Genomic DNA, 25,861 nt, shown 5'->3' with positions numbered 1-25,861 from the left:
TCGACCATCCCGGGCAGGACGAACGCGTTGCGCAGGTCGATCAGCGTGGCGCCGGGCTCGGCAGCAACGAACCCGTCGCGCAGCTCCGCGACCTTGCCGTCGCGGACCACGATCGTGGTATTCCCGCGCGGCGGCTGGCCCGGGCGATCGAGCACCGCGCCTGCCTGTATGTAGCTCGTTCGCGAGGGCGCTGGGGGCGGCGTCTGCGCCAGCGCCGATGTCGCGACCGTCGTCGCCAGTCCGAGCAGCAATGCCTTGATCATGTCCATCCCCCAGTTCGAGCCATTCCTCGCGATCGTCGTCGCGATCAGGAACCGCTCATCGCACGCTCGATCATGTTTGCGTAGATATCCGTCAGCATGATCAGGTCGTCGACCGCGACGGCTTCGTCGACCTTGTGCATCGTCGCGTTGATCAGTCCGAACTCGACCACCGGGCACAGCTTCGACAGGAACCGCGCGTCCGACGTGCCGCCGGTCGTCGAGAGTTCCGGCACGACACCCGTGACCGCTTCGATCGAGCCGGACAGCATCGTCGACAAAGCGCCGGGCTCGGTCAGGAACGCCTCGCCCGATATCCGCCCGGTGACCTGCGCAGCAGGGTCATGGCGCGCCGCCACCGCAGCGATCCGGTCGATCAGGTCGGCGCCGCGGTGTTCGTCGTTGAACCGGATACTCAGTCGTGCGCTCGCCTTGGCTGGGATCACGTTGTGCGCGGGATTGCCGACGGTGAGGTCGGTCACCTCGATGTTCGACGGCTGGAACCAGGCATTGCCGCGGTCGAGCTCGATCGCGCCGATGTCGGCGAGGATCGCGATCAGGCGCGGGATCGGATTGTCCGCCAGATGCGGATACGCGACATGGCCCTGCCGCCCGGGGACCTCGATCCAGATATTGACCGAACCCCGCCGGCCGATCTTGATGACGTCGCCCAGTCTTGCGGTCGAGGTCGGCTCGCCGACGATGCACAGATCGGGGACGACATCGCGCGCGACCATCCGGTCGATCAGCGCGCGCGTCCCGAACGTCGCGGGCCCCTCCTCGTCGCCGGTGATGATCAGCGAGAGCGTGCCGGCGTCGCTGCGGCCGGCGGCGGCGGCGAAGGCGGCGATCGCTCCCTTCATGTCGACCGCGCCGCGGCCGTACAGCAGCCCGTCACGGACATCGGCGGACCAGGGTGACCCGGTCCAGCCATCGCCGGGCGGCACGACGTCGAGATGCCCGGCAAATGCCAGATGCGGGCCGCTGCCCGTCCGGATCGCGAGCATGTTCTCGACGGGGCCGTCGGGCGCCTCGCCGACGACGAACCGGTCGATCGCAAAGCCGATCGGGCGCAATGCCGCCTCGAGAACGTCGAACACGACGCCCCGTGCCGGCGTGACGCTGTCCGCCGCGAGCAGCGCCTGCGCCAGCGCCAGCGGATCGATCATCGCGTCGGGCTCGACGCGGGCTGCTCATATTGCTCGATCACCCATTCCTCTTCCTGCGCACCGGCGATCCAGTCCTGCATGAAGGGGTGTTCGAACATCGCCTGCATATAGCCCTGCGCGAAGCGGGCGATCGGAAGCTGATAGGTCACGATCCGCGTGACGACGGGGGCGAACATGATGTCCGCCGCGCCGAATTGCCCGAACAGGAACTGCCCGTCGCCGCCGAATCGCGCACGCGCCTGCGCCCAGAGTTCCATGATCCGCTGCAGATCGACGAGCACGTCGTCGTCGGGACGCTGCGCCGGGAAGATCTGCCGGACGTTCATGCTGTGCTTCTTGCGAAGCGCGGCGAAGCTGGAGTGCATTTCCGCCGCCATCGAGCGCGCCATCGCCCGCGCCGCTTCGTCGGCGGGCCAGAACCGGTCGCGACCGACCTTGTCCGCGAGATAGTCGACGATCGCGAGGCTGTCCCACACGACGGCCTCGCCGTCCCACAGGATGGGTACCTTGCCCGACGAGGGCGCGAACTCGTCACCCTGCCGGCGCTTTTCCCAGTCGGCGTCGTACATCGGCACGACGACCTCTTCGAAAGGCAGCCCGGAGTGCTTGCACGCGAGCCAGCCGCGGAGCGACCAGGAGGAATAGGCCTTGTTTCCGATGACGAGTTTCATGGCCCGGGGACTAGCGGGCCGGACGGGCGAGGGCAATCTCTGCGGCCCCGCCAAACGTGCGGGCGTTAGCTGACCGCTTCGACCACTGCCGCGCGCAGTTCGGGGATGCCCATGCCGTATTCGCTCGACGTGACGAGGATGTCGGGATGCGCGGCGGGGCGCTTGCGGGCCTCCAGCGCGGTGCGCTCGGTGACCTCGACGAGTTCGGACGCCTTGATCTTGTCCGCCTTGGTCAGGACCATGCGGTAGCTGACCGCGGCCTTGTCGAGCATCTCGAGGATCTCGCGGTCGACATCCTTGATGCCGTGGCGCGAGATCGATCAGCACGAGCGCGCGCTTGAGCACGTCGCGGCCGCGCAGGAAGTCGTTGATCAGGAATCGCCACTTCTTGACGACGTCCTTGGGCGCCTTGGCGAAACCATAGCCCGGCATGTCGACGAGACGGAACGCGAGCGGCGCGCCGACGTCGAAGAAGTTCAGCTCCTGCGTGCGGCCCGGCGTGTTCGACGTACGCGCCATCGAATTGCGGCCCGTCAGCGCATTGAGCAATGACGACTTGCCGACGTTCGACCGCCCCGCAAACGCCACCTCCGGCACCGTCGCATCGGGCAGGAATTCGAGCGTCGGCGCGGACTTCAGAAAGCCGACATGCCCGGCAAACAGCTTGCGCGCATGCTCGAGCTGCTCCGCGGTAAACGGCGCGTCGGTCTGCTCGAGATCGGGGCCGAGATTAGGGACGTCGTTCACTTGGTCACCGGAACTTTCAGACCCGGATGCCGGGCGTAGAGCAGCTTTTGCTGGATGATCGTCAGGCAGTTCGACGTGATCCAGTAGACCTGGAGGCCGACCGCGAACGGCGCCATCACGAACATCAGCACCCAGGGGAGGAGCGCGAAGACCTGCTTTTGCGTGTCGTCCATCGGCGTCGGGTTCAGCTTGAACTGGAAGTACATGCTGATGCCGAGGATGATCGGCACGACGCCGATCGCGATGAAGTGCGGCGGCGTGAAGGCGAGGAGACCGAACAGGTTGAGCGGCGTCAGCGGATCGGGTGCGGACAGATCCTTGATCCACGCGACGAACGGCTGGTGACGCATCTCGATCGTCAGCATCAGCACCTTGTACAGTGCGTACATGATCGGGATCTGGAGCAGCGTCGGCGCACAACCCGCGAGCGGATTGACACCCTCGGCCTTGTACAGCGCCATCGTCTCCTGCTGGAGGCGGAGCTTGTCGTCCTTGTGCTTCTCCTGCAGCGCCTTCGCCTTGGGCTGGACCGCGCGCATCGCCGCCATCGACTTGAACTGGCGCTGCGCGATCGGGAACAGCAGGCCGCGGATCGTGACCGTCAGCAGGATGATCGCGAGGCCGAAATTGCCGACCGTGCGGTACAGCCAGTCGAGATAGTAGAAGATCGGCTTCTCGACGATCCGGAACCAGCCCCAGTCGATCGCATAGTCGAGCTTGGCGACGCCGCCGGCCTGATCGGTGTAGCGATCGAGCAGGCGGACTTCCTTGGCGCCGGCAAAGAAGCGCGAGACCTGCGTGATCGCCTGGCCCGGTGCGACCTGCTTGGGCTGGAGTGCGTAGTCGGCCTGATAGGCCTTGTTTGCACCCGCGCGGAACTGGCCGTCGAACGCCTGGCCCTGGTCGGGGATGATCGCAGTCAGCCAGTATTTGTCGGTAAAGCCGAGCCAGCCGCCGGTCGTCGTGAACTTCTGCGGCGCCTCGTCGATGTCCTTGTAGTCGGGACGATAGTGTGCGCCGCCATTGTCGACCGACATCGGCCCGACATGGATCGTCATCGACGACGGATCCTTCGAGATGCCGACGCGGTTGACGAGGCCATAGGTCGCGACGGGGACGGGCGCGGTCCCGGCGTTCAGGACGGTCTGGCGGACCGTGAACATGTAATCCTGGTCGACCGCGATCTGGATGCGGAAGCGCTGACCGGTGGCGTTGGTCGCGTCGAGCGTGACGGGGGTGGTGGGCGTCAGCGTGGTTGCGCCCGAGGGCGTCCAGACGGCGTCGGCAGCGGGCGGGGTCAGACCCTGCGCACGCCAGCCGAAGCTCGCGAAATAGGCATCGGGTGCGCCCGCAGGCGACAACAGGCGGATCGGGGGCGAGTTCTTCGCGACCGTCTCGTCATAGCCCTTGAGCACGAGATCGTCGATCCGCGCGCCCTTGAGGTTGATCGAGCCGGAGACGCGAGGCGTCTCGATGCGGATGCGCGGCGTGCTCGCGATGACGGCGGTGCGGTCACCGATCGCGGCGGCACCGTCAGCGGCGGGATCCGCGGCGGGGTTCGCGAGCGGCTTGGTCTTGCCACCCTCGATCTTGGTGACCGGGGGATTTGCGGTGGGGAAGAACTTGCCCTGGATCATCGGCCATCCGAACAGGATGAGCGCCGCGATCACCGCGAACAGCACGAAATTCTGCTTGTCGTCTTTCACAGGGCGGCGTCTTTCAATTTCTCAGGCTTCAGCTCTGGGACTGGGTCGGGTCCATGCCCGCCCCACGGATGGCAGCGAGCGATACGCTTCGCCGCCAACCAGCCCCCCTTGAGCGCGCCATAGCGCCCAACGGCCTCGATTGCATAGGCGGAACACGAAGGATCGTAGCGGCAGGTGGGCGGCAGGACGAGCGAAGGGCCGAGTTGCCAGCCGCGCGCGATGAGGATGAGGAGGCGGGCTAGCATGCTGCAGCCGGGGCAATCCTGCCCCAATTTTGTTTCCCCGCGAAGGCGGGGACCCAGGCTGGGCTCCCGCCTTCGCGGGAGAACACGACACGGGGGAGGTGACGCTTTGGGCGCCACGCCACCCATACCCACGCACTACCCCGGCGGAGGCCGGGGCCCAATTGGCGGCGCCGAGTAACCAATGGCGGCGCGTGGTCACGGCCGCTTTCCCATTTGGGCCCCGGCCTTCGTCGGGGTGGTATCGGGAGCGGCTTGTGGCGTTACCTTGCGGAACGCCTTGCCCAGCTCGGTCCGCAACAGCGCGTAATCGCGTTCGACCCCGCCATTGCGGCCGATCAGCACGTGATCCGCCCCAGCGATGCCGCGTTCCGGCAACAGCTCACGCGCCAGCGCCCGCAACCGCCGTTTCATGCGGTTCCGGACGACGGCGTTGCCGATCTTCTTGGTGACGGTGAAGCCGATCTGCATCGTGTCGTCACCGTCGTCGCGGGGGCGCATGAGCAGGACGAATCCCGGCATCGGCGCGCGCTTCCCCGCATTCGCCGCGAGAAAATCGCGGCGTTTGTCGAGAATTGTTAGGCCGACAGCTTCTTGCGACCGCGGGCGCGGCGTGCGTGGATCACTGCCCGGCCGCCGACCGTCGCCATCCGTGCGCGGAAGCCGTGACGGCGTGCGCGTACCAGGTTGCTCGGCTGAAAGGTCCGCTTCATTGGTCATTCCCTAGGTCATCAAATAGAAAACGGCCGCCACGGGGACGGCCTTGATGGGTGGGCGCTTACGGAAACGGGGCGGGTAAGTCAATTGACGCTTCGCGTTTGTAGCGTGGATGATCCGGCCGGCGAGGCCTTGCTGCGGGTGTGGCGGCGCAGCGCGCTTCGCCGACGCATGACACGGTCGACGAGATGCCCCGTTCGCGGCCAGCGCCGCTTCAGCCGTGCCCAGCGGCGTCGGGCGCGCGGCGAATTGCGCAGCACGAGCACCATACCCCCGGCGAACAGGAATATTCCCGCCGGCCCGGGCACGGGCGCGAGCGCAGGGGCAATGACGATCAGCAGGCCGCCAAGTGCAAGCTGGCCGATACGGAAGACGCGGGGGCGGATGACGGTCACGGGCGGCATTTGGCGCTGGTGTGTTAGGATCGCAAGACGGCGCAAGGCCAGGAGGCATTGCGGGGATGCACATTCCGGTATGAATAGCACAGGACGTGGCAAAAACGCGGCGTTGCGGGGGAAACGCAGTGGCTGCGATCGTGTCGACGGTGGCGTATCTTGGGTTGGAAGCGCGCGCGGTCGAGGTGCAAGTCCAGCTGATTCCCGGACTTCCTGCGTTCAATCTCGTCGGGCTGGCCGACAAGGCCGTCGGCGAAAGCCGCGAACGTGTGCGCGGCGCGATCGCCGGGATGGGGCTCGCGCTGCCGCCGAAACGGATCGCGGTGAACCTGTCGCCGGCCGATCTTCCGAAAGAAGGATCGCATTTCGATCTACCTGTCGCGCTCGCATTGCTCGCGGCGATGGGGGTGATCGACGCCGAAATGCTCGCCGATTATGTCGTCGTTGGCGAACTGGGGCTCGACGCGCGGATCACGGCGTCACCCGGTGTCCTGCTCGCGGCCCTCCACGCGTCGCAGATCGGCAAGGGGCTGATATGCCCGGCGTCGCAGGGTGCGGAAGCGGCCTGGGCCGGTTCGGTCGACGTGATCGCAGCGCCCGATCTGCTCGCGCTGATCAATCATTTCAAAGGCCATGGCCTGTTGCGTGCGCCCGAGCCCGGAACCGTCGACGCCGCCGCGGCAGGGCCCGATCTCGCGCAGGTGCGCGGGCAGGAGACCGCCAAGCGCGCGCTCGAGATCGCGGCGGCGGGCGGGCACAATCTTCTTCTTTGCGGTCCACCCGGGTCGGGCAAGTCGCTGATGGCCGCATGCCTGCCGGGAATCCTGCCCCCGCTCGATGCGGCCGAGGCACTCGAGGTGTCGATGGTCCAGTCGGTCGCGGGGACGCTGACGGGCGGACGGCTGACGCGCACGCGACCGTTTCGCGCGCCGCATCACTCGGCCTCGATGGCGGCGCTCACGGGGGCGGGCTCAAGGTCAAGCCGGGCGAGGTGAGCCTCGCGCATCTCGGCGTGCTGTTCCTCGACGAACTCCCGGAATTTCAGCGCGCGGTGCTCGATCTCGCTGCGCCAACCGCTCGAGACCGGTACGATCAGCGTTGCGCGCGCCAATGCGCACGTGACGTTTCCAGCCCGCGTCCAGTTGATCGCCGCGATGAACCCGTGCCGATGCGGACATCTGGGGGATGCGAGCCTCGCCTGCGCACGCGCGCCGCGTTGCGCTGCGGACTATCAGGCCAAGGTGTCGGGGCCGCTGCTCGACAGGATCGACCTGCACGTCGAGGTCAGGGCGGTGACGGCGGCCGATCTGGTGATGCCGCCCGCAGGCGAAGGATCGGCAGTGGTCGGTGCACGCGTCGCCGCAGCGCGCGCGGTTCAGGTCGAGCGCTATCGGGATCATCTCGTGCGGACCAATGCCGAGGCGGATGGCCCCGTCCTCGATGCCGTTGCGACACCCGATGCTGCGGGTCGCAAGCTGCTCGCGCAGGCGGCGGAGGCGATGCGGCTGACCGCGCGCGGCTATACGCGGATCCTCCGCGTCGGCCGGACGATCGCCGATCTCGCCGCCGCGCCCGAGGTGACACGGATCCATATCGCCGAGGCGCTGAGCTATCGTCGCAAGCCCCCCGTCAACTGATCCGGGATTGCGACCGCGGGCGCACAAGGCTGGGCCATCGCCAAGACGGTTTATTAATCCAAGCAATATACATGAGTTGCATTCACAAAGTGCGGGGCGTGGTCGCGCCGTTCCTCATGACCGTATTTCGCCGACGTGCGCCTGGAATTGACGATGAGCTTCATGGACCGTGTCGCCGTCGGGCGGAATGCGCAGAACGCTGCAGGCGGTACGCAGCGTTGCGGCGCCTGCCGGAGCGGAGGCGGGGTGCCCTTCGGCTTCACGATGGCGTTTCAGCCAATCATCGACATCCTGACCGGCAAGATCTGGGCGTATGAGGCGCTGGTTCGCGGTGCCGGTGGCGAGGGCGCGCAGACGGTGCTCGACCGGGTTTCGGCGGACATGATCTATGCGTTCGACCAAGCGTGCCGGGTCCGGGCGGTCGAGATGGCCGGTGCGCTGTTCGTACCCGGCGGCGACATCAAGCTGTCGATCAATTTCATGCCGAACGCGGTGTACGAGCCCAATGCGTGCATCCGCGCGACGCTGGCGGCGGCGGCACGCGTCGGGTTCGACAAGCGCAACCTGATGTTCGAATTCACCGAGAACGAGCGGATGCAGGACGTCGCGCATGTCCGCCGGATCATCGCGGCCTACCGCGCGCAGGGTTTCACGACCGCGATCGACGATTTCGGTGCGGGCTATGCCGGGCTCGGGTTGCTCGCGGAATTGCATCCCGACGTCATCAAGCTCGACATGATGCTGATCCGCGGCATCGATACGTCGGCGGTCAAGCGCTCGATCGTTGCGGCGGTGGTCGCGCTCGGCGCGGACCTCGGGATCGAGCCGCTCGCCGAGGGGATCGAGACACCCGGCGAACTCGCGACGTTGCGCGCGCTCGGCGTGCGGTTGTGTCAGGGGTATCTTTTCGCGAAGCCCGAAACAGGCGCCCTGCCGCCGGTCGCGGCTTGGGGCGACTAGGGCCCGTCCGATCCTTGCCGGAACGTCGCGTCATGCCGAGTGTTGTGCACGCGTAACGAACCGGGGGAATGCGGTGACGATTTCGGATGCACGCGCGACGCAGCTTGCGCGGCTTGGCTTTGCCGCGCGCGGCCTGGTGTACCTGCTGGTCGGCTGGTTCGCGGTCGATGCGGCGATGCGCGGCGGGACGATTGCCGACAATCAGGGCGCGATCGGGTCGCTCGCGGACGAGAAGCTGGGCGTGGTGATCCTCGCGATCGTGGCAGCGGGGCTGCTTGGCTATGCGATATGGCGGTTGACCGAGGCGATCGCGGATCCGGAGCGGATCATGCAGGATGCCAAGGGTGCGGTGAAACGGATCGGGCATGTCGTCAGCGGCGTCGCGCACCTGATCCTGGCGTGGACGGCGGCGCGGCTGGCGCTGCATCCGGCGACGGGCTCGGGCGGCCGATCGCCCGGCGACGACAGCGCACGCGACTGGACCGCGTGGCTGTTGTCCGTTCCGCTCGGGCGGTTCCTCGTCGCGGCAGTCGCTATCGGCATCCTCGCGGCAGCGCTGATGCAGGCGAAAAAGGCGTGGAAGGGTGATTTCATCCGCGACCTGCACAATGATTCGTCGCTGCCCTCCTATGTCTGCACGATGGGTCGGCTGGGTTATGGCGCGCGCGCGGTCGTGTTCGCGATCGTCGCGGGGTTCTTCGCCGTGGCGGCATGGCAGTCGCACGCCACCGAGGCGGGCGGCATGGCCGATGCGCTGGCGATGCTGCAGGATCAGCCGGGCGGGAAGTGGCTGCTCGCGGCGACCGGCATCGGGCTGGGACTGTTCGGCGTCTACAGCTTCATCGAAGCGCGCTTCCGCCGGGTTCGCGTCCGTATCCCGGGATGATCCGCGGCTCGATAGAGCAGCCCGATTAAATCGCTGACAAGACAGTGAAGTTGACCGATCACCGCTTGTTCCCGGGCCGTTTCGAGGGCAATTTGCACGCATGAAAAGACTTCTTCCGCTGTTGCTGCTGACCGCTGCCGCCGATCCTGGCCCGCCCATCCTGTCCGCGGACCGGATCAAGGCCGATATTCGCACGCTCAGCGACGATTCCTTCCATGGCCGTGGCCCGACGCAGTCCGGCGAGCCGATCACGCTCGACTTCCTCGAGGCGCGGTTCAGGCAGTTGGGACTGAAGGCGGGCGCCGGCTCCAGCTTCCGCCAGCGCGTGCCACTGCTGCGCTGGACGCGTGACAGCGCAGCGTTCAGGCTCAGGCTCGGTCGCCGCGATGTCACGCTGAACCCCGGCGTCGAGATCGCCGCCTCGTCGCGGATCGTTGGCGCGACGCAACTCGACACGGTGCCGATCGTGTTCGTGGGCTACGGCGTGGTCGAGCCCAAGCTCGGCTATGACCCGTATCGCGGTGTCGACGTTCGCGGCAAAGTCGTCGTGGCGCTTGCGGGCGATCCCGATGTCGAGGCCGGGCGCGACCTCGGATTTGGCGGGCGCGCATCGAGCCCCGCCGCACGGACCAAGCTGAACGAGGCACAGAAGCGCGGCGCGGCGGCGTTCCTGACGATCCACGAGACGTTTCCGGCGAGCTATCCCTGGCTCCAGATCGCCAATGGCGATGCGGTCCCCGGCTATGCGCTCGATACCGGCGCGGTCCCGCCCGCCTTCGGGGTGCGCGGCAACATCCGGAACGATATCGGCGTCGCGTTGCTCAAGCAGGGCGGGCTCGACTATGCCGCGGCCAAGCGGTCCGCGCAGCGTGCGGACTTTGCGGCGATCGAGCTCAAGGGCGCAGCATTCTCGGCGCGCGTCGAGACACGGATCGAGCATGTCGAGAGCCACAATGTCGTCGGCGTGCTGCCCGGAACCGATCCCGCCGCGGGCAGCATCCTCTATGGCGCGCACTGGGATGCATATGGCGAGAACGCGTTCGACCCGCCCGCGGACCGGATCCGCAACGGCGCGATCGACAACGGGACGGGTACCGCCACGCTGCTTGAGATCGCGCGGGCCTACGCCGGCGCCGCGCGACCACGCCGGTCGGTGGTGTTCGCGCTGTGGACGGCGGAGGAAAAGGGGCTGCTCGGGGCGAGCTGGTACGCCGATCATCCCGTCCTGCCGCTTGCGACGACGGCCGCGCAGTTCAACCTCGATCCGCACGTCGTGCTCGGCCGTACACGCGATCTCGAACTGATCGGGGTCGGACGGACGCCGATGGAGGCGGACCTCGCGCGGGTCGCGGCGGCGCAGGGGCTGCGGATCGTGCCCGAGGAAAACACGGAGGCGGGATGGTTCTATCGCTCGGATCATTACGCGCTGGCGCAGAAGGGCGTGCCCGGCGTGTATTTCCGCGCCGGCCGCGATCTGGTCGATGGCGGTGCGGCGGCGGGCGAGGCGAAGCGGAGTGCGTTCAATGCGCGATGCTATCACCAGACCTGCGACGAATATGATGCGCGCTGGGATCTCACCGGCGCAGCGCAGGAGGGCAGCGTCGCCTATGCGCTGGGCCGCGAGGTCGCGCAGGGACGGTCGTGGCCAGTGTGGAACGCAGGCGAGGCGTTCCAGATCGAGCGCGCGAAAACGGATGCCGAACGCCGTTGAGATCACTGCTGAAATCTCCGCGCGCCGGTGCATATTTACCGGTGTCGACGCGGTTTATTCAGGTTGCAGCGATATTGCCCGTGCGACGCAGGGCGCGAACGCTATAGGGAAGCCATGCAAAGCCTTTCAAAGACCCTTTTGTCCGTCACGCCCGGCGATATCCGTGATGCCCTGCCGGCGGTGACGATCGAGTCCAAGCTGCGCGGCGTGCTGCGCCGGACGCCCGCCCGGCTGCTCGGCACTGGCGTGATCGCCGCGCTGATCGTGCCGTTCGGCGCCGGCGCGGCCGCGTCGGCGCAGCAACAGCTCGTGCCGCCGCAGCTGCTTCAGCCGCAGGTCGCCCCGCCGCAGGTTCCGCCGACCTACGTCCCCGCACCCGTCATGCCCGCCGTCGCGCTCCCGACGCTGTCGGAATCGCAGGTCAAGCAGCTCCAGAAGCTGCTCGCGTCGGACACGATGGGGCAGGGGCTTGCGGTTGCGCGCCCGACGCTGGTGCTCGACGTCGACAACGACACGCTCGTCCGCCAGGCGCTCGACCATGCGCGTGCGGTGCATGCCGGGCGCCTGTCGGAGGCCGATTTCCAGCAGGACTGGGGCATGCGTCCGCCCGCGTTCGATCCGCTCCCCGGTTTTGCGGACGCGGTACGGCGGGACCGGATCGTCGCGTGGTTCGCGGCGCTGCCGCCGCCCTATTCGGGCTATGACGGGCTGAAGGCCGGACTCGAGCGCTACCGCGAAATCGCAGCGTCGGGAGGATGGTCGGCGCTCGCATCGGGTCCGGACATGACGATCGGCGCAAGCGGCCCGCGCGTCGTCGCGCTGCGCCAGCGGCTCGCGGTTGAGGACAAGGCGGTCTCGACCAGCGGCGACCGCTATGACGCCGCGCTGCTCGACGGCGTTCGCCGGGCCCAGCGCCGTTATGGGCTGAACCCGAGCGGGATCGTGTCGGTCCAGACGCTTGCCGCGCTCAACGTGTCGGCCACCGAACGCGTCCGCCAGATCATGGCGAACATGGAGCGCTGGCGCTGGTTGCCGCAGGAGCTGCCCAAGGATCGTATCCAGGTGAATATCGCCGCCGCGGTGCTGACGGTGTTCGACGGCGACAAGCCCGTCACCTCGATGCGCGCCGTGACCGGCCGGCCGGGCGACGAGACGCCGATGTTGACCTCGACGATCCACAGCGTCGTCATCAATCCGCCGTGGAACGTGCCGACCTCGATCGCCACGCGCGAATTGTGGCCCAAGGAGAAGGCCAATCCCGGGTATCTCAAGCGGAACGGCTTCAAGGTGATCGGCGGCACGCGGTTGCAGCAGTCGGCGGGGAACCAGAGCGCGCTGGGACGCTACAAGTTCGACTTCGACAATCCCTATTCGGTGTATCTCCACGACACGCCGTCGCGCGCGAAGTTTGCGAGCTTCGACCGTCTGGCGAGCCATGGTTGCGTCCGGCTCGAAAAGCCGGGCGAACTTGCCGAGCGGCTGTTGGCGGGCGATCCGCAATGGACGTCGGAGGCGATCGCCGCGACCGTGACGAAGGGCGATACGGTCCGCGCACGGCTGGCCAAGCCGGTCTCGGTCTATCTGCTCTACTGGACGGCGTTTGCCAGTGGGAACGGGCAGATGAATTTCCGCGCCGATCCCTATAGCTGGGACGCCAAGCTCGCCGCCAAGATCGAGGCACGCTCCGCTCGCCAGGCATTGGCGGCACGATAAGGGTAATGAACATGACGACATACAGCATGGGCAAGCGGACCACCGGGATCGGCTTCGCGGTTGCGGCAACGATGATGACGGCGGTGCTCGGCGGCTGTTCGCGCTCCGAGCCCGAGGCGCCGCCGGTGACCGAAAACATGTCCTACGAGGAAGAGGCACCGGCCGAGGAAACCGCGCCCGTCGCCGCCGAGCCCGAGGCGCCGCCTCCCGCGGAGGTCAAGGCCGAGGCCCCGCCCGCGGTGGAGATCGCGCCCGACGTCCAGATGCAGGACGACGCGGATGCGACGGGAATGACCGCACGGGTGACGCGCGACGGGTCTTCCACGAAGGACGCAGCCCCCGATACCGCAGGTGATGCTCCGACGACCAACGAGACGGAGCCGGAGTGAGACCGGCGACGGTATCACCGACCGCGACCGGCCGCCGCCTTTCGCGACTGTCGATCCATGTCTGCGCGCTGACCGCGATCGCGATGCCAGCGGCGACGGCGATGGCCACACAGTCGCGGGATGCGCCCGTGGATCAGGCATCGGCGTATCTGGGAACGTCGTTCCCGGGACCCGCGGGCCCGATGGCAGCCCCGCAGCCCGCCCCGCAGCCCGCGCCCTTGCTCCCGGCCGTCGATACCGGTCCACCGCTTGTGGTGGCGTCGACGCGGACGGTGTCGGCCATTCTGATCGATGCGAGCGACGGGCGCGTGCTGTTCGCGCAGAGCGCCAACGTGGTGCGGCGGCCTGCGTCGCTGACGAAGATGATGCTGCTGTTCCTGACGTTCGATGCGCTCGATGCGGACAGGCTCCAGCTCACCGATACGGTCAAGGTCTCGCGCGCGGCGGCGAACCAGCCGCCGTCGCGGCTCGGATTCAAGCCCGGGGAAGCCTGACCGTCGGCGAGGCGATCCGTGCGATCGCGGTGAGTTCGGCGAACGATGTCGCGGTGGCGCTCGGCGAAAAGCTCGGGGGCACCGAGGCCGGGTGCGCGCGCAAGATGACCGCCAAGGCCCGGACGCTCGGGATGCACCATACGTCGTTCACCAACGTCACCGGCCTCCCGGGCGCGAATGCGACCACCGCGACGGACATGGCGCTGCTCTCGAAGGCGCTGATCGACAAGCATCCGCGCCGCTATGCGTATTTTGGCACGCGGTCCTTCACCTGGGGCACGCGCAGGCTGCTCAACCACAACCACATGCTCGGCGCCTTTGCGGGCGTCGATGGACTGAAGACGGGCTATACCGTCGAGGCGGGGTTCAACCTTGCGGCATCGGCGAAGCGGGGCAACACGCGGTTGATCGCGGTCGTCCTGGGCGAGCGCACGGGCCCCTCGCGGGACCGGCTGGTCGGGCAGATCCTCGAACGCGGGTTCGACAAGATCGCCAGCGGCGGCTGAGCCGCCGAGCGTGCGGGGGCGCTGCCCCGCACGCTCGGCGATCAAACTCGCCGGATCAGACGCGCTGGATGAGTTCGATTTCCGCCTCGACCTCGATCTCGTCGTCGTTCGCGCTGGCGTTGCCCTCATCGCCCTCGGGCATGACGAGATCGACCTTCCAGTCATAGACCTTCTCGACGTCGCCGCCCTGGACCCAGACGCGGACCGCGCCCTGCGTGATCTCGCCACCCATCGCCCCGACGAAATCGGCGACGAGCGTCTCGGCTGCATCCTCGTGGTCGGTCGCGCCGGAGATGCACGCCGACTCCATCTCCTCGTCGAAGTCGATCAATTGCGCCCAATATTGTTTCGCCATGCCGGGATCCCGTTCGTATTTATAAAGCGTCAGCGCTGCGACGCGGTGCCGGCACCCGACGTATCGAGCGTCGCGCCTGGCAGCAAGGCGCGTGCCGTCTTGTAGCAATCCTCGATATGCGCGTTCCCGACCAGCTTCATCGCGCCGAAGCTGATCCCCGCGGCGACCGCAGAGCCGATGAACGGTACGAACTTGGCGACGGAGCCCGCAGCGACGCGCGCGCCGACACGGCGGAGCAGGCTCGTGACGATCCGCTTGGTGACCGTGCGGCCGATCACATTGTTGCCCATGCTGGACGCCATCACCAAAACCTGCTGCGCGATCTTGGGCTCGAGCTTCTGAACCTGGTCATGATCCAGTTCGAACTTCGCGCTGATCTGCGGCAAAAGCGACGTGAGCAGACCGACGTCCGCGACCAGATCGATTCCCGGCACGGGGACGACCGCGGCGCCCGCCGAAACGAGCGAGCGCTTGGTGACGAGCGCGCGGCACTCGGTACGGACCCGCTCCAGATCCTCAAGCCGTGTAATCATGCAACCGTTCTTCCACAAAGGATTGAATTGACGGCGGATACCATAGCATCTCGCGAAGTGCGATGTGGCATCGACAGCGCCGGAACGGTGCCGCGACGGCGTGCCAGATGCCGCCATCTCGGCCGCGGGATCGCGCTCCGGCGCGCCCCACGATGCGCAACTTGCCTTATTTATTTGACCGGTTCGGGACGATGCCCGACTGTCGCCGTATAGCGTCGTTGGGGAGATGGCAGACAGTGGCGTTTTCGGATTACCAGCCCCAGATGGGCAGCAGTGTGACGGCAGACGAGCGGGCGGTTCGTCTCGGGCCGAGCCTGTCGGGGACGAACCTCGAACGGGCGGGGGATTATAACCAGCGCGTCGTCCTGCAAGTCATCCGCCGCCACCCCGATATCACGCGTACCGAAATCGCGACGATGACCAACCTGACCGCGCCGACGATCGCGAATATCACGGGGCGGCTGTTCGAGGCGGACCTGATCATCGATGCGGGGCGGCGGCATGGCGGGCGTGGACAGCCCGCGGTGCGGTTGCGGATCAATCCCGATGGCTGTTTCGCGATCGGCCTGAATATCGACCGCGACCATGTGACCCTGGTGTCGCTCGATCTCGCAGGCACCGTCCGGTCGCGGGTGACGCGTCAGGTCTCGTTCGCAATGCCCGAGGACATCGTCGCGTTCGTCCGCGACGGGGTCGCTGACATCCGCGCGTCGGGCAAGGTCCGCATGGACCGCGTGCTGGGCGTCGGCGTCGCGCTTCCCGACGATCTCGGTCGCGTGCCGATGCCGCATCGGCCTGCCGGCTATGAACGCTGGGCCGATGTCGATCTTCAGGCTCTGCTCGGCGATGCGGTGCCTTGGTCGGTGCATATCGATAACGACGCCGCGGCGGCGGCGATCGGCGAGGCGCAATTCGGCAGCGGCCACGACCATGCAAGCTTCTTCTACATATTGGTGAGCGCCGGGCTTGGCGGCGGCGTGGTGATCGATGGCTCCTATTACCGTGGCGCCGGCGCGCGCAGCGGCGAGATCGGGTTCTTGCCGCTGGCCGGTGAACCCGATCGCGTGTTGCAGGATGTGGTGTCATTGTCGGCGCTCTCGGCGCGGCTCGAGCATGCCGGGCTTGAGCTCGGCACGGTGGAGACGACGCAGGCGTTTCCCGCCGCCTATGCACAGCACGTCGATGCCTGGCTCGACGAGGCCTCGAGCGCGCTCGTGCCAGCGCTGACCGCGGTCAACTGTCTGATCAACCCCGCCGCCGTCCTGATCGGCGGTCGCCTGCCCGATGACGTGCTCGATCGGCTCGCAAGCGATGCATACCGCAAGCTAACCGCCGCCGCACCGAATATCCCCACGATCGCGCCGATCCACCGCGCGATGCTGTCACAGGATGCGCCCGCCGTCGGCGCCGCGATCCTGCCGTTCCTCGACCGGATTCTTCCCTCCGATGCAATCCTGATCAAGGGTTGATCAGTAAAGCAAATTGACTTTATCGAGCGACACTGCTGGGTGAGCGCAAGAAAAAGTGGAGTGGGATGCAGTGATCCAGATCGGTATCGATTTCGGTGGCACGAAGATCGAGGCCGCGGCGCTCGACGCCGATGGTCAATTCCTGACGCGGGTACGGACGCCCAATCCCGGTTGCTATGACGCGGCGATCCGGGACCTGTGCGGGCTGATCGCGCAGGCGGAGAGCGAGGCGGGCGGTCGGGGCACGATCGGGATCGGTACGCCCGGCTCGATCAGCCCGCGTGACGGCCTGATGCGCAATTCGAACGCGACCTTCCTGAATGGCCGCCGTTTCCGCGAGGATCTGGAGGCGGCACTGGGTCGCGAGGTACGCATGGCGAACGATGCGAATTGCATGGCGCTGTCCGAAACGGTGGATGGCGCCGCGGCAGGCGCGCGCTCGGCGTTCGGCGTCATCGTCGGCACGGGGGTCGGCGGCGGGCTGGTGGTCGACGGCCGGATCGTCGAGGGTGCCAATGGCATGGGCGGCGAGTGGGGCCATGTCCCGCTGCCGTGGATGACCGCGGACGAGTTTCCCGGGCCGGCCTGCTGGTGCGGCCTTCACGGGTGCCTCGACATGCTGGTGTCGGGCACCGGTTTTCGTAACGATTATGTGAGGCGATCCGGCGTCACGCTCGATGGCCCCGCGATCGTCGTCGCGGCCGAACGGGGCGAGCCCGACGCGGTCGCCGCGCTCGATGCCTATGTCGACCGGCTCGGTCGCGCGATGGCGATGGTCGCCAATATCGTCGACCCGGACGTGTTCGTGCTGGGCGGCGGCATGTCGAACGTCGCGGCGATCTACGACCCGCTGCCGGCGATCATCAGTCGTTACAGCTTCGGCCGGGACTGGAAGGGGCGCGTCGTCCCGGCGCGCTGGGGCGATTCGTCTGGCGTTCGCGGCGCGGCGCGGCTCTGGCCAGCCTGAGCTCTACCGCGCGATCGCCTTTGGCGCGGGCGTGGCAAGCGAAGCGCGGATCGCCTTGTCGGCGACCGGCGCCATGACGGCATAGCCCTTCGCATTCGGGTGCACGCCGTCGGAGGCGAGTTCGGCGCGCATCGCCTTGCCGTCGTGGAGCGCGGTCCAGTAATCGGCATAGGTCGCATTGTTTGATGCCGCATAGGCCTTGAGCCAGCTATTCATCGCGATGATCGGGTCGGCGGTCGCAAGACCCGGCCGCCACGGGAAGCCACCCGCGGGCGGGATCGACGCGAGGATCACGCGGATACCGTGCGCGCGCGCGAGCTCGGTCATCGTCCGGATATTGGCCTTGGTCTGGTCGGGCGACATCGGGCCGGTATTCCCGGCAATATCGTTGGTGCCCGCCATGATGTGCACGACCGCCGGCCTGAGGTCGATCACGTCCTGACGAAAGCGCAGCACCATCTGCGGCGTCGTCTGCCCGCTGATCCCGCGCCCGACACGGTTCTTGCCGGCGAAGAAATCGGGCGCCTGGCTGACCCAGCCTTCGGTGATCGAATCGCCCATGAAGACGATGCGCTGCGCCCCGCGTGCGGCATCGGGCAGCGCGGCGTTCGCGGCCTGATAGCGCCCGAGCCATGCCCAGTCGGTCCGGAGCCGCTGTTCGGCATCGCTCGGCGCGGCCGCGGGGGCGGGTGCGCCGTCCTTTTCCTGCGCGGATACGGGCGCTGCCGTCGCAATCATCGCCATGCTGAACACTATCGATTTCATCAAAGAAGCTCCGGGCTAAGGCGACGCGGCGATCGCGATGAGACTATACCGTGACGATCACGAGGCGAGGACGCGGCGGAACATCGCGAACATCCAGCCCGTCGCTTCGACGAACAACGCAGGGTCGTAGCGCGGCCCCTCGTCGCGCAGAAACGCATGCTGGCCGTTCACCTCGTGCCATTCATAGGTGGCACCGACGGCTTCGAGCCTGGCCCTGATCGCCTCGCGCCCGGTAAAGGGTACGTGCGGGTCCTGGCGCCCCCAGACGAACAGCGTCTCGGCCTTGAGCTCCGCCATCCGCGCGAGGCTGTCGTCGTTGCGACCGAACCCCAGCGTGCCGCTATGGATGTCGGTCGCGTAGAAGCAGGCGGCGGCGGTGACGCGTGGATCGAGTGCGGCGCGATAGGCGAGGTGCCCGCCGAGGCAGACGCCCATCGTCGCCAGCCGCCCGTTGCAGGCCGAATGCGCGGTCAGCAGGTTGAGCGTCGCGGTCGCATCGGCATCGAACGCCGAGACGGGCTTGGTCAGCTTCAGCAGATTGCCGCGATCCGTTCCCGCCGGGTCGTAGCGCAGGACGGTGCCCGGCGTTTCGTAATCATGGTAGACCTCGGGCACGGCGACGCAATAGCCATGCCCTGCGACGAACGCGGCAAGCCTGCGGATCGGCTCGGTGACCTGATAGATTTCGGAGAACAACGCCACGCCGGGATAGCGCCCCTCGACCGCCGGACGGAAGATATGCGTGCGCATCACGCCACCGGTCGCGAAGGGAACGTCGATTGTCTCGTCGCTGCGAATGATCATCGGGTGGGTGCTCGCTGGTCGTGATGGGGGATGACCAGGATGCTCATCGCGCCGACCGGGTCCGCGTTGAGCACTTCGAAACTGCCGCCGAGCTGGCGTGCGAGCGTGGTGGCGATCTTCGATCCGAGGCTGATGCTGGTGCGCAGGTCGAACGCGGGAGGCAGGCCCGCACCGTCATCGACGACGCTGAGGTGAAGATGTCCCGCGACCTCGACCAGATCGATCGCGATGCGACCGTCGTCGCGCGTGGCAAACCCGTGCTCGATCGCGTTGGCGATCGCCTCGGCAAGGATCAGCGCGAGCGGGATCAGCGCGTCGGGTGGCAGCGTGATCCCCTCGGGCGCGGAGACGCTGTGTGCGATTCCGGGCTTGCCGCCCGCCTCGATCACGTCGGCGGCGAGATCGCGCAGGAATTGATGGAGCGCGATCTGCGACCCGCTGGTGTCGTAAAGCTGCCGCTGGATGCGACCGATCAGCGTCAACCGCGTCGCGGCGTTGTCGAGCGCCTGGATCGCCGCGGGATCGGTGACACCGCGCTTCTGCAGCGACAGGACCGCGCCGATCATCTGCAGGTTGTTCGAGACGCGGTGCTGGAGTTCGCCGAACAGGATCTCGGTGCGTTCGGCGAGTTGCGTGCTGCGCAGCGCCAGGTCCGCGTTACGCTCGCGTTCGTCGCGCAGCCGGTGGTTGGCGGTCTGCATCCAGTCGACGAGCATGATGTCGACCGTGACCACGCCCGCATAGAAGAGCAGCGCGACCGCGGTATCGACGCCAAGCGCGAAGCTGTTGATCGGGGGAATGAAGAAATACCACGCCATCAGGCCGCACAGCACCGCGGCGAGCGTTCCCGGACCGCGGCCCAGCACGAACGCGCAGATGATCACCGCGGGGAAGAAGGTCAGGTATGGGAAGCCGGGCGGCAGCAGGTGATCGCTCGCCATGCGCAGGACGCACGCCCCGACCGACAGGCCGACCGCCAGCATATAGGCGGCGATCGGCCGGTCGGTGAGCAAGGGCAGCCGCTCGAGCAGGCGTCGCGGGCGCTGATCGACCAGCGGTACGGGCGGGGAGGACAGGGGAAGACCGTGGTTCACGCCCCGTCGTACCAGCCCGCTTCGTTTGCGCCAAATGCGCGTGTCTCGTTTGAACCGCGATGTTTCGTACAAGATCTCGGTTTAGCGCGGCTTCACGAATTTGAGCGTCATCCGGTCGCTCTCGCCGATCGCGGCATAGCGCGCCCGATCGACGTCGCCCTCGGCATAGTTGGGCGGCAGCGTCCAGACGCCCTTGGGATAGTCGTGGCTGTCCTTGGGGTTGGCGTTGATCGCGCTTTCGGCGGCCAGCTTGAACCCCGCGCGGGTCGCGAACGCGATCACCGACGACCGCTTCATATAGCCGCTCTTGCCTTCGACGATCGTCCCCGTCTCGGGCAGGTGATGCTCGACGAGGCCGAGCGTACCACCCGGCTTGAGCATCGCGAACATCTGGTCGAACGCGGCCTGCGTCTGATCGACCGCACCGAAGCGCCAATTATGGACGTTGCGGAACGTCAGCACGACGTCGGCGCTGCCCGCAGGCACCGCGGGCTGGTCGGCAACGCGCGGGAACATCGCATATTTGACCGAGCGATAGGCGGCGGGCTGCGCCGCCTGCTTGCCGCGCACCGCCGCGAGACCCTTTTCGTTCGGCGCGGCGGCGTAGAGCGTGCCCTTGGCCGCAAGATAGGGCCCGAGGATCTCGGTGTACCAGCCGCCGCTCGGCCAGATCTCGACGACCGTGTCGGTCGGTTTCACGCCGAAAAATGCCAGCGTCTGCGCAGGGTGGCGATATTGGTCGCGCGCGATCGTCTTTGCGGTGCGCGTATCCGCCTTCGTCGCGGCGATCAGCGCGGGGCTCGGGACGGGACCCCTGACGGGATCAGGTGCCGCGATCGCGCCGGTTGCGAGCGACAGGCCGGCGGCGACAAGAAGGACGTTTCGCATCGGAATACCTCATGACGGGAAGCCGACAGCATAGACCCCGCGCTTGCCTGACGGCAAGGCGGGGTCTGAACCGTCCCCAAACGATCAGCGTGGTGGCCGATCAAGGACTTACGCGGCGACGGCCACGGTTATTACGCAGCGGCTCGCGGCTGCGCCGGCTCGAACTTGCCGGTCTCGTTCATGACGCGCAGGATGCCGTCGTCGATCGAGAAGACCGCGCCGCGGATCTCGAGCTGGTCGGCTTCCTCTGCCTCGCGAACGAACGGGAATGTGCGCAGATTGTCGATCGACGTCTGCACGGCTGCCTGCTCCATCGCCTCGCGGGCCTCGGTCGACGTCAGATCGGCGTGATCCGACGAGACCTTCGCCTTGGCACCGTCGAGCAGGTGGACCCAGTCGCTGATGAAACCACCCTTGCCGCGCTCGGCATCGGTGAAGGTGCCGGCGAGTGCCGCCTTGCAACCACCGCACTGGCCATGGCCAAGCACGACGATCTCGGTGACCTTGAGCTGCGTCACCGCGAACTCGACGGCCGCGGACACACCGTGATAGCCGCCACCGGTTTCGAACGGCGGGACGAGGTTGGCGACGTTGCGCACGACGAACATCTCGCCGGGCAGCGTGTCGAAGATCTGCGCGGGCTCGACCCGGCTGTCGGAACACGCGATCACCATCACGCGCGGCTCCTGTCCGACCTTCAGCTTTTCCCAACGGTCGTGCTGGCGCCGCCAGTCGGACGTGCGGAATCGCTGATAGCCATCAACTAGGTCGGCAAAATCGGTCATATGTATCGTCTCCCGGGATACGGCCACAACGGCCAGATCGATCCAACCCCATCTACCCGCTGTTGTTCCCTGCGAACACCATTTTGCCCCCGAACCTGAGACGAGGCGGGCATTGCGCCGCACGAGTCGTGGCACGCGGCGTTGCTCACGATTGCCCGATAGGCGGCGATGACCGACGTTAACCACCGGCGTAATATGGGTGGGCCTATATTGGTCCGTTCGATGCGGTGAAACGGCGGTTGGCGGCCAGGGGCAGCACCGGAGTTGCGATACCGGCTATCGCCAGTCGGTGGCGATACTCGCAATCCGCCAAGCTAATAAAGGTCAGCACAAGCTACCAAATGCTCGCAAGCAGATGTTGATCCAGTTGAAAACCTGTGACGCTATACGTTCGTCATGCTGACCAATGTCTCCGGTGTGACTATTGTGTCGCGGCTGTATCAAAACGATAATTGGTAATAAAAAGGTCATTTTCTCGATAGATTCGATAAGCGAATTGGTTATATCGCTGCGTCACGCGGTCGGATCGGTGACCAAAACAATACCGGCTGGTCGGGTTTGGAGCGATGCGGGTGGCCGTGTCGGGGATGGCGCTGCGGCGTCGAAGGGAAGGGGCTTTGACCATGGTTTTCCACAAGCAGGTTTTACTCGCCACGAGCGCACTCGCGTTCGGGATGACGATGTCGGCGGCCTCCGCGCAGACTGCCCCGGGCTCCGCCGACGCGCAGGTCGGTACGACCACGCAATCCTCGACCCCCGATAGCGCGAATGCCGACAGCGACATCGTCGTTACCGGTATCCGTGGCAGCCTGCGCAGCGCCATCGCGGTCAAGCGCGAGGCCAATGCGGTGGTCGACGTGATCAGCGCCGAGGCGATCGGCAAGTTCCCGGATCGCAACGTCGCCGAATCGCTGTCGCATATCCCCGGCGTCAGCATCGACCGTCGTTTCGGCGAGGGCGAAAAGGTCGCCATTCTCGGGACGGACCCCGCGCTCAACCGCATGCTGCTCGATGGCCACGCGCTGGCGTCGGCCGACTGGGGCGGCAACGACAACGACCCGTCGAGCCGCACCTTCAACTATTCGCTGCTCGCACCCGAACTGGTCGACCGCCTCGAGGTCTACAAGTCGCCCGAACCCCGCATCGAGGAAGGCAGCCTCGGCGGGACGGTCATCGTCCGCACGCGGCGGCCGCTCGAATTGAAGGCCAATTCGATCTTCGCGTCCGGCGGCTATTCGTACAATGACCGCTCGGACAAGGGCAATGTCCGTGGCTCGGGCCTGTACAGCTGGAAGAACGACAGCGAGACGATCGGCTTCCTCGCCGCCGCCACCTACGACAAGCAGAGCCTGACGCGTTCGGGCGTCGAATTCTTCGGCTATCAGAGCGGCGCCGACTTCTTCCAGAAGGACGCCAATGGCGCGGTCCGCCGCGACGCGAGCGGGCAGGGCCTCCTGCTCAATCCCGCGGCGACCGTGACCGGCGGCACGAAGGAGGACCTGATCAACGCGGTGGCGCCTTTCGGCATCAACTACGCGTATTTCCAGCAGACCCGCGAGCGCAAGAGCTTCTCGGGCACCGCGCAGATCCGTCCGGTCAGCAACCTGACGCTGACGCTCAACGGACTGCATATCGACGGCAACTACAACAACTACAGCCAGTCGATGTACACGATCCCGGTCGCATGGACGGGCAACGTCCTCCAGTCCGCCAATGTCAGCAATGGCGTGGTCGACTCCGCATCGTTCGGGGCCGCCACCAGCCAGAGCGCGCAGCTCGACACGCTGGTCCGTCGCACCAAGCTGAAGACGAACAACCTCAATTTCTTTGCCGATTATGAAGACGATACCGGCGCCAAGGTCTCGTTCGCCGGCGGCTGGAGCAAGGCGACCGGCGGCCGCAATCCGGAATATCTGTTCAACGTCCAGACCCGCCTGCCGTTCAGCTATGCCTTCACCAAGGACAGCGCCACGGTCAATTTCGTCGGTGATCCGACCAATGCCGCGAACTATTTCACCAATCCGAACAACAACCCCGCGCAGATCGAGGGCCGTCCGGTCATCATCAACGGTACGGCGCTCAACGCGGCACAGATTGGCGGGCTCGACTATAGCGTCACGACCGACCGCGATATCTTCGGCGGGTACGACGCGACGATCCCGGTGTCCTTTGGTCCGTTCACGCAGCTCATGCTCGGTGCGCGCGTCACCGACCACGTCAACCGCATCGATGGCCGCGGGATCAACACCTATCTGACGACGTCGCAGCTCGCGTCGCAGCTCAACGTGCCCACCTCGTCGACGCCCGACGGCACGTTCAGCGGCAGCGGCGGTCTCGGCAACGCGACCCAATATCTGAACCTGTCGCAGCAGGCGGTCATCGACATCCTGGCGAACGCGATCAACTCGCCGCTGACGACCAAGATCGGTGCGACCACGCGGGTCAAGGAGACCGTCGCGGCAAGCTATGCCCAGCTCAACTTCGACCAGGGCGGATTCCGCGGCAACATCGGCGGCCGCCTCGTCTATACGCAGGACGTGTCGGATTATGCGCTGACGCTGTCGACTGCGGCAAACCCGAACCCGACGCCCACGCCAACGACCACGACGACCGATTACCTGAAGTTCCTGCCGAGCTTCAACATCGCCTATGAAGCCAGCTCGTCGCTGATCTTCCGCGGTGCGGTCGCGCGCGTGATCTCGCGGCCACGCTATCAGGACCTGGCCGCGTCGATCTCGCAGAACGACACGACGCGCGATGCGGGCGGCGGCAACCCCAACCTCAAGCCGTACGAATCGACGAACTACGAGGCGACGGCCGAATTCTATCCGCGCCCGGGCAGCCTGATTGCGGTCGAAGCCTTCCGCCGCGAGATCAGCAACTACATCATCACCACGCGGACCGAGGGTGTGACGCTGTTCAATTCGCTCACGGGGCAGCTCGAGAACAACTACAGCGTCTCGCAGCCGATCAACGGCGGCAAGGCCAAGGTCAATGGTATCCTCGTTTCGGGCCAGAGCGAGATCTGGGGCGGGTTCGGCCTGCAGGCGAACTACACGTTCCAGGACAGCAGCACCTCGTCGAGCGATGCCTCGGGCGCCGAGCTGAACCTGCCCTATCTGTCGAAGCATACGGTCAACGTGATCCCGTATTTCGAGAGCGGTCCGTTCCAGGCGCGGCTGAGCTACAATTACCGCACCAAATATTTCCGCACGATCGGCCGGCTCGGCTCGCGCGAAATGGTGGCGGCGTATAACCAGCTCGATCTGTCGGCCGGGTTCAACCTGACCAAGCAGATCACGCTGTCGCTCAACGCGCAGAACCTGCTCGACGAGACGTATCGCCAGTACAACGCGACGCCCGACCGGCCGACCGCGTTCTACAAGAACGGCCGCACCTACGTCGCGTCGCTCTCGTTCCGCATGTAGGCTGACGGGGCACTGCCGTGGCGGGCCGGGAACGGTTCGCCACGGTGTCCGATGGCTGAACCGTTTCCTTTCAACGCTATACTGCCGAAAATCACGTAACGGCTGCTTGCGGTGCGCGCGCGGCTGGGGCATCGGCCAGCCGTGGCAAGGCGGGGTCGACCTGTCCCTGCCGGACCGGGCGGGCAGTGGGGCTCGTACCGCAGTACCGAGCGTCCGATCGATCATGGTTATGCAGCGCCGTATCATCACCCTCGCGGTCGGTTCCGGGGTCTTCCTGGCCTCGGCCGGCGGCGCGAGCGCGCAAACCGTCCAGGACCTCCAGCGTCAGATCGACGAACTCAAGGCGACGATCGCCGAGCTCAAAGCGGCGCAGGGTGGTCCGGGCGGCCCTGTGATTCAGACAGCGCAGAGCAGCGCGCCGAGCGCGGCGCCCGTGGCGGCGCCGTCCGCGCTAGCGCCTGCGCGCGCCGCACCGACCATGGTACCGCCGTCCGCGACGATCATGGAGGCATCGACACCGCCGCAGCCGGTACCAGCGCCCAAGAAACCCTGGTACGAGACGATCAACGT

26 protein-coding genes and 2 pseudogenes (1 of these 28 cut by a window edge) are annotated in these 25,861 nt (G+C 66.6%); 13 read left to right on the top strand and 15 right to left on the bottom strand.

The features are described 5' to 3' along the window. Window positions 1-307: 307 nt before the first annotated feature. From dapE to QP165_RS03865, 8 genes and pseudogenes are all read right to left on the bottom strand, one after another. A complete protein-coding gene (dapE, locus tag QP165_RS03900) occupies window positions 308-1,429 on the bottom strand; it encodes a succinyl-diaminopimelate desuccinylase (protein WP_333993932.1) in 1,122 nt (373 codons plus the stop codon). Beyond that, a complete protein-coding gene (locus QP165_RS03895; RefSeq protein ID WP_056015398.1) occupies window positions 1,426-2,100 on the bottom strand; it encodes a glutathione S-transferase family protein in 675 nt (224 codons plus the stop codon). The genes dapE and QP165_RS03895 overlap by 4 nt, the downstream gene beginning before the upstream one ends. A 65-nt stretch (window positions 2,101-2,165) precedes the next feature. Beyond that, window positions 2,166-2,763 (bottom strand): annotated as a pseudogene (gene yihA, locus QP165_RS03890) (ribosome biogenesis GTP-binding protein YihA/YsxC). A gap of 80 nt (window positions 2,764-2,843) precedes the next feature. Beyond that, window positions 2,844-4,553 carry a membrane protein insertase YidC gene (gene yidC, locus QP165_RS03885; protein ID WP_056015394.1) on the bottom strand — a complete coding sequence of 570 codons (1,710 nt, stop codon included), beginning with the start codon at window positions 4,551-4,553 and terminating at the stop codon, window positions 2,844-2,846. Next, window positions 4,550-4,798, bottom strand: coding sequence for a membrane protein insertion efficiency factor YidD (yidD, locus tag QP165_RS03880; protein ID WP_056015392.1), 249 nt, complete (start codon window positions 4,796-4,798; stop codon window positions 4,550-4,552). The genes yidC and yidD overlap by 4 nt, the downstream gene beginning before the upstream one ends. A gap of 195 nt (window positions 4,799-4,993) precedes the next feature. After that, entirely contained in the window at window positions 4,994-5,371 is a 378-nt protein-coding gene (rnpA, locus tag QP165_RS03875) for a ribonuclease P protein component (RefSeq protein WP_333996937.1), read from the bottom strand. Window positions 5,372-5,373: 2 nt separating this feature from the next. After that, window positions 5,374-5,508, bottom strand: coding sequence for a 50S ribosomal protein L34 (gene rpmH / locus QP165_RS03870; RefSeq protein WP_031393806.1), 135 nt, complete (start codon window positions 5,506-5,508; stop codon window positions 5,374-5,376). 87 nt (window positions 5,509-5,595) lie between these two features. Further along, on the bottom strand, window positions 5,596-5,916 hold the full coding sequence (locus QP165_RS03865; protein ID WP_333993930.1) for a hypothetical protein: 321 nt from the start codon (window positions 5,914-5,916) through the stop codon (window positions 5,596-5,598). Window positions 5,917-6,002: 86 nt separating this feature from the next. Between QP165_RS03865 and QP165_RS03860 the strand changes: the two are divergent. The 9 genes and pseudogenes from QP165_RS03860 to QP165_RS03820 all read left to right on the top strand — a co-directional run. Beyond that, window positions 6,003-6,910: pseudogene (locus tag QP165_RS03860) on the top strand (YifB family Mg chelatase-like AAA ATPase); the annotation flags it as partial. A 1-nt stretch (window position 6,911) separates the two neighbouring features. Continuing rightward, window positions 6,912-7,544: an ATP-binding protein gene (locus QP165_RS19950; protein ID WP_443019352.1), complete on the top strand. Its 633-nt coding sequence runs from the start codon at window positions 6,912-6,914 to the stop codon at window positions 7,542-7,544. 162 nt (window positions 7,545-7,706) lie between these two features. Continuing rightward, window positions 7,707-8,504, top strand: a complete 798-nt coding sequence (locus QP165_RS03850; RefSeq protein ID WP_443019260.1) for an EAL domain-containing protein — start codon at window positions 7,707-7,709, stop codon at window positions 8,502-8,504. 73 nt (window positions 8,505-8,577) lie between these two features. Further along, window positions 8,578-9,390: a DUF1206 domain-containing protein gene (locus QP165_RS03845; RefSeq protein WP_333993928.1), complete on the top strand. Its 813-nt coding sequence runs from the start codon at window positions 8,578-8,580 to the stop codon at window positions 9,388-9,390. Between the two features lie 100 nt (window positions 9,391-9,490). Then, window positions 9,491-11,101 carry a M28 family peptidase gene (locus QP165_RS03840; protein WP_333993926.1) on the top strand — a complete coding sequence of 537 codons (1,611 nt, stop codon included), beginning with the start codon at window positions 9,491-9,493 and terminating at the stop codon, window positions 11,099-11,101. Window positions 11,102-11,215: 114 nt separating this feature from the next. Continuing rightward, on the top strand, window positions 11,216-12,814 hold the full coding sequence (locus QP165_RS03835) for a L,D-transpeptidase family protein (RefSeq protein ID WP_333993924.1): 1,599 nt from the start codon (window positions 11,216-11,218) through the stop codon (window positions 12,812-12,814). Window positions 12,815-12,825: 11 nt separating this feature from the next. Then, complete coding sequence (locus tag QP165_RS03830; protein ID WP_333993923.1) at window positions 12,826-13,203, top strand: hypothetical protein; 378 nt, start codon at window positions 12,826-12,828, stop codon at window positions 13,201-13,203. Then, the gene (locus tag QP165_RS03825; RefSeq protein ID WP_333993921.1) at window positions 13,200-13,697 is read left to right on the top strand and encodes a hypothetical protein; all 498 of its coding nucleotides are present in this window, start codon (window positions 13,200-13,202) and stop codon (window positions 13,695-13,697) included. The genes QP165_RS03830 and QP165_RS03825 overlap by 4 nt, the downstream gene beginning before the upstream one ends. Then, window positions 13,676-14,203 carry a D-alanyl-D-alanine carboxypeptidase family protein gene (locus QP165_RS03820; protein ID WP_333996934.1) on the top strand — a complete coding sequence of 176 codons (528 nt, stop codon included), beginning with the start codon at window positions 13,676-13,678 and terminating at the stop codon, window positions 14,201-14,203. The genes QP165_RS03825 and QP165_RS03820 overlap by 22 nt, the downstream gene beginning before the upstream one ends. A gap of 55 nt (window positions 14,204-14,258) precedes the next feature. Here the strand turns inward: QP165_RS03820 and QP165_RS03815 are convergent, their stop codons facing one another. Together QP165_RS03815 and QP165_RS03810 are read right to left on the bottom strand one after the other, a co-directional pair. Continuing rightward, complete coding sequence (locus QP165_RS03815) at window positions 14,259-14,558, bottom strand: hypothetical protein (RefSeq protein WP_333993919.1); 300 nt, start codon at window positions 14,556-14,558, stop codon at window positions 14,259-14,261. Between the two features lie 29 nt (window positions 14,559-14,587). After that, complete coding sequence (locus QP165_RS03810; RefSeq protein WP_333993918.1) at window positions 14,588-15,091, bottom strand: hypothetical protein; 504 nt, start codon at window positions 15,089-15,091, stop codon at window positions 14,588-14,590. Window positions 15,092-15,354: 263 nt separating this feature from the next. Here QP165_RS03810 and QP165_RS03805 point away from each other — a divergent pair, with 263 nt between their 5' ends. Together QP165_RS03805 and QP165_RS03800 are read left to right on the top strand one after the other, a co-directional pair. Then, on the top strand, window positions 15,355-16,560 hold the full coding sequence (locus tag QP165_RS03805; protein ID WP_443019259.1) for an ROK family protein: 1,206 nt from the start codon (window positions 15,355-15,357) through the stop codon (window positions 16,558-16,560). A gap of 70 nt (window positions 16,561-16,630) precedes the next feature. Further along, entirely contained in the window at window positions 16,631-17,527 is an 897-nt protein-coding gene (locus tag QP165_RS03800) for an ROK family protein (RefSeq protein ID WP_333993915.1), read from the top strand. Between the two features lie 3 nt (window positions 17,528-17,530). Here the strand turns inward: QP165_RS03800 and QP165_RS03795 are convergent, their stop codons facing one another. The 5 genes from QP165_RS03795 to QP165_RS03775 all read right to left on the bottom strand — a co-directional run bounded on the left by QP165_RS03795 (window position 17,531) and on the right by QP165_RS03775 (window position 21,863). Then, window positions 17,531-18,292: an SGNH/GDSL hydrolase family protein gene (locus QP165_RS03795; RefSeq protein ID WP_333993913.1), complete on the bottom strand. Its 762-nt coding sequence runs from the start codon at window positions 18,290-18,292 to the stop codon at window positions 17,531-17,533. A gap of 57 nt (window positions 18,293-18,349) precedes the next feature. After that, complete coding sequence (locus QP165_RS03790) at window positions 18,350-19,096, bottom strand: dienelactone hydrolase family protein (RefSeq protein WP_333993911.1); 747 nt, start codon at window positions 19,094-19,096, stop codon at window positions 18,350-18,352. Further along, window positions 19,093-20,190 carry a sensor histidine kinase gene (locus QP165_RS03785; protein WP_333993909.1) on the bottom strand — a complete coding sequence of 366 codons (1,098 nt, stop codon included), beginning with the start codon at window positions 20,188-20,190 and terminating at the stop codon, window positions 19,093-19,095. Before QP165_RS03785 ends, QP165_RS03790 begins: the two co-directional genes overlap by 4 nt. Before the next feature lie 81 nt (window positions 20,191-20,271). After that, window positions 20,272-21,078 carry a class I SAM-dependent methyltransferase gene (locus QP165_RS03780; RefSeq protein WP_056015322.1) on the bottom strand — a complete coding sequence of 269 codons (807 nt, stop codon included), beginning with the start codon at window positions 21,076-21,078 and terminating at the stop codon, window positions 20,272-20,274. Between the two features lie 131 nt (window positions 21,079-21,209). Beyond that, window positions 21,210-21,863, bottom strand: a complete 654-nt coding sequence (locus QP165_RS03775) for a carbonic anhydrase (RefSeq protein ID WP_333993907.1) — start codon at window positions 21,861-21,863, stop codon at window positions 21,210-21,212. 623 nt (window positions 21,864-22,486) lie between these two features. Between QP165_RS03775 and QP165_RS03770 the strand changes: the two genes are divergently transcribed. Continuing rightward, entirely contained in the window at window positions 22,487-25,291 is a 2,805-nt protein-coding gene (locus QP165_RS03770) for a TonB-dependent receptor (RefSeq protein WP_333996933.1), read from the top strand. 229 nt (window positions 25,292-25,520) lie between these two features. Next, window positions 25,521-25,861: the 5' portion of a porin gene (locus QP165_RS03765; RefSeq protein WP_443019258.1), read on the top strand. The gene runs 1,126 nt beyond the window's last position; 341 of the gene's 1,467 nt are visible here — the first part of the coding sequence; the start codon lies at window positions 25,521-25,523; the stop codon falls past the right edge of the window.

The sequence above is a fragment of the Sphingomonas sp. 22R3R2A-7 genome (genome assembly GCF_036856055.1).
Classification (GTDB): Bacteria; Pseudomonadota; Alphaproteobacteria; order Sphingomonadales; family Sphingomonadaceae; genus Sphingomonas.
The sequence above is the reverse complement of the archived record's forward strand: the minus strand, read 5'-3'. Positions and strand labels throughout refer to the sequence as shown.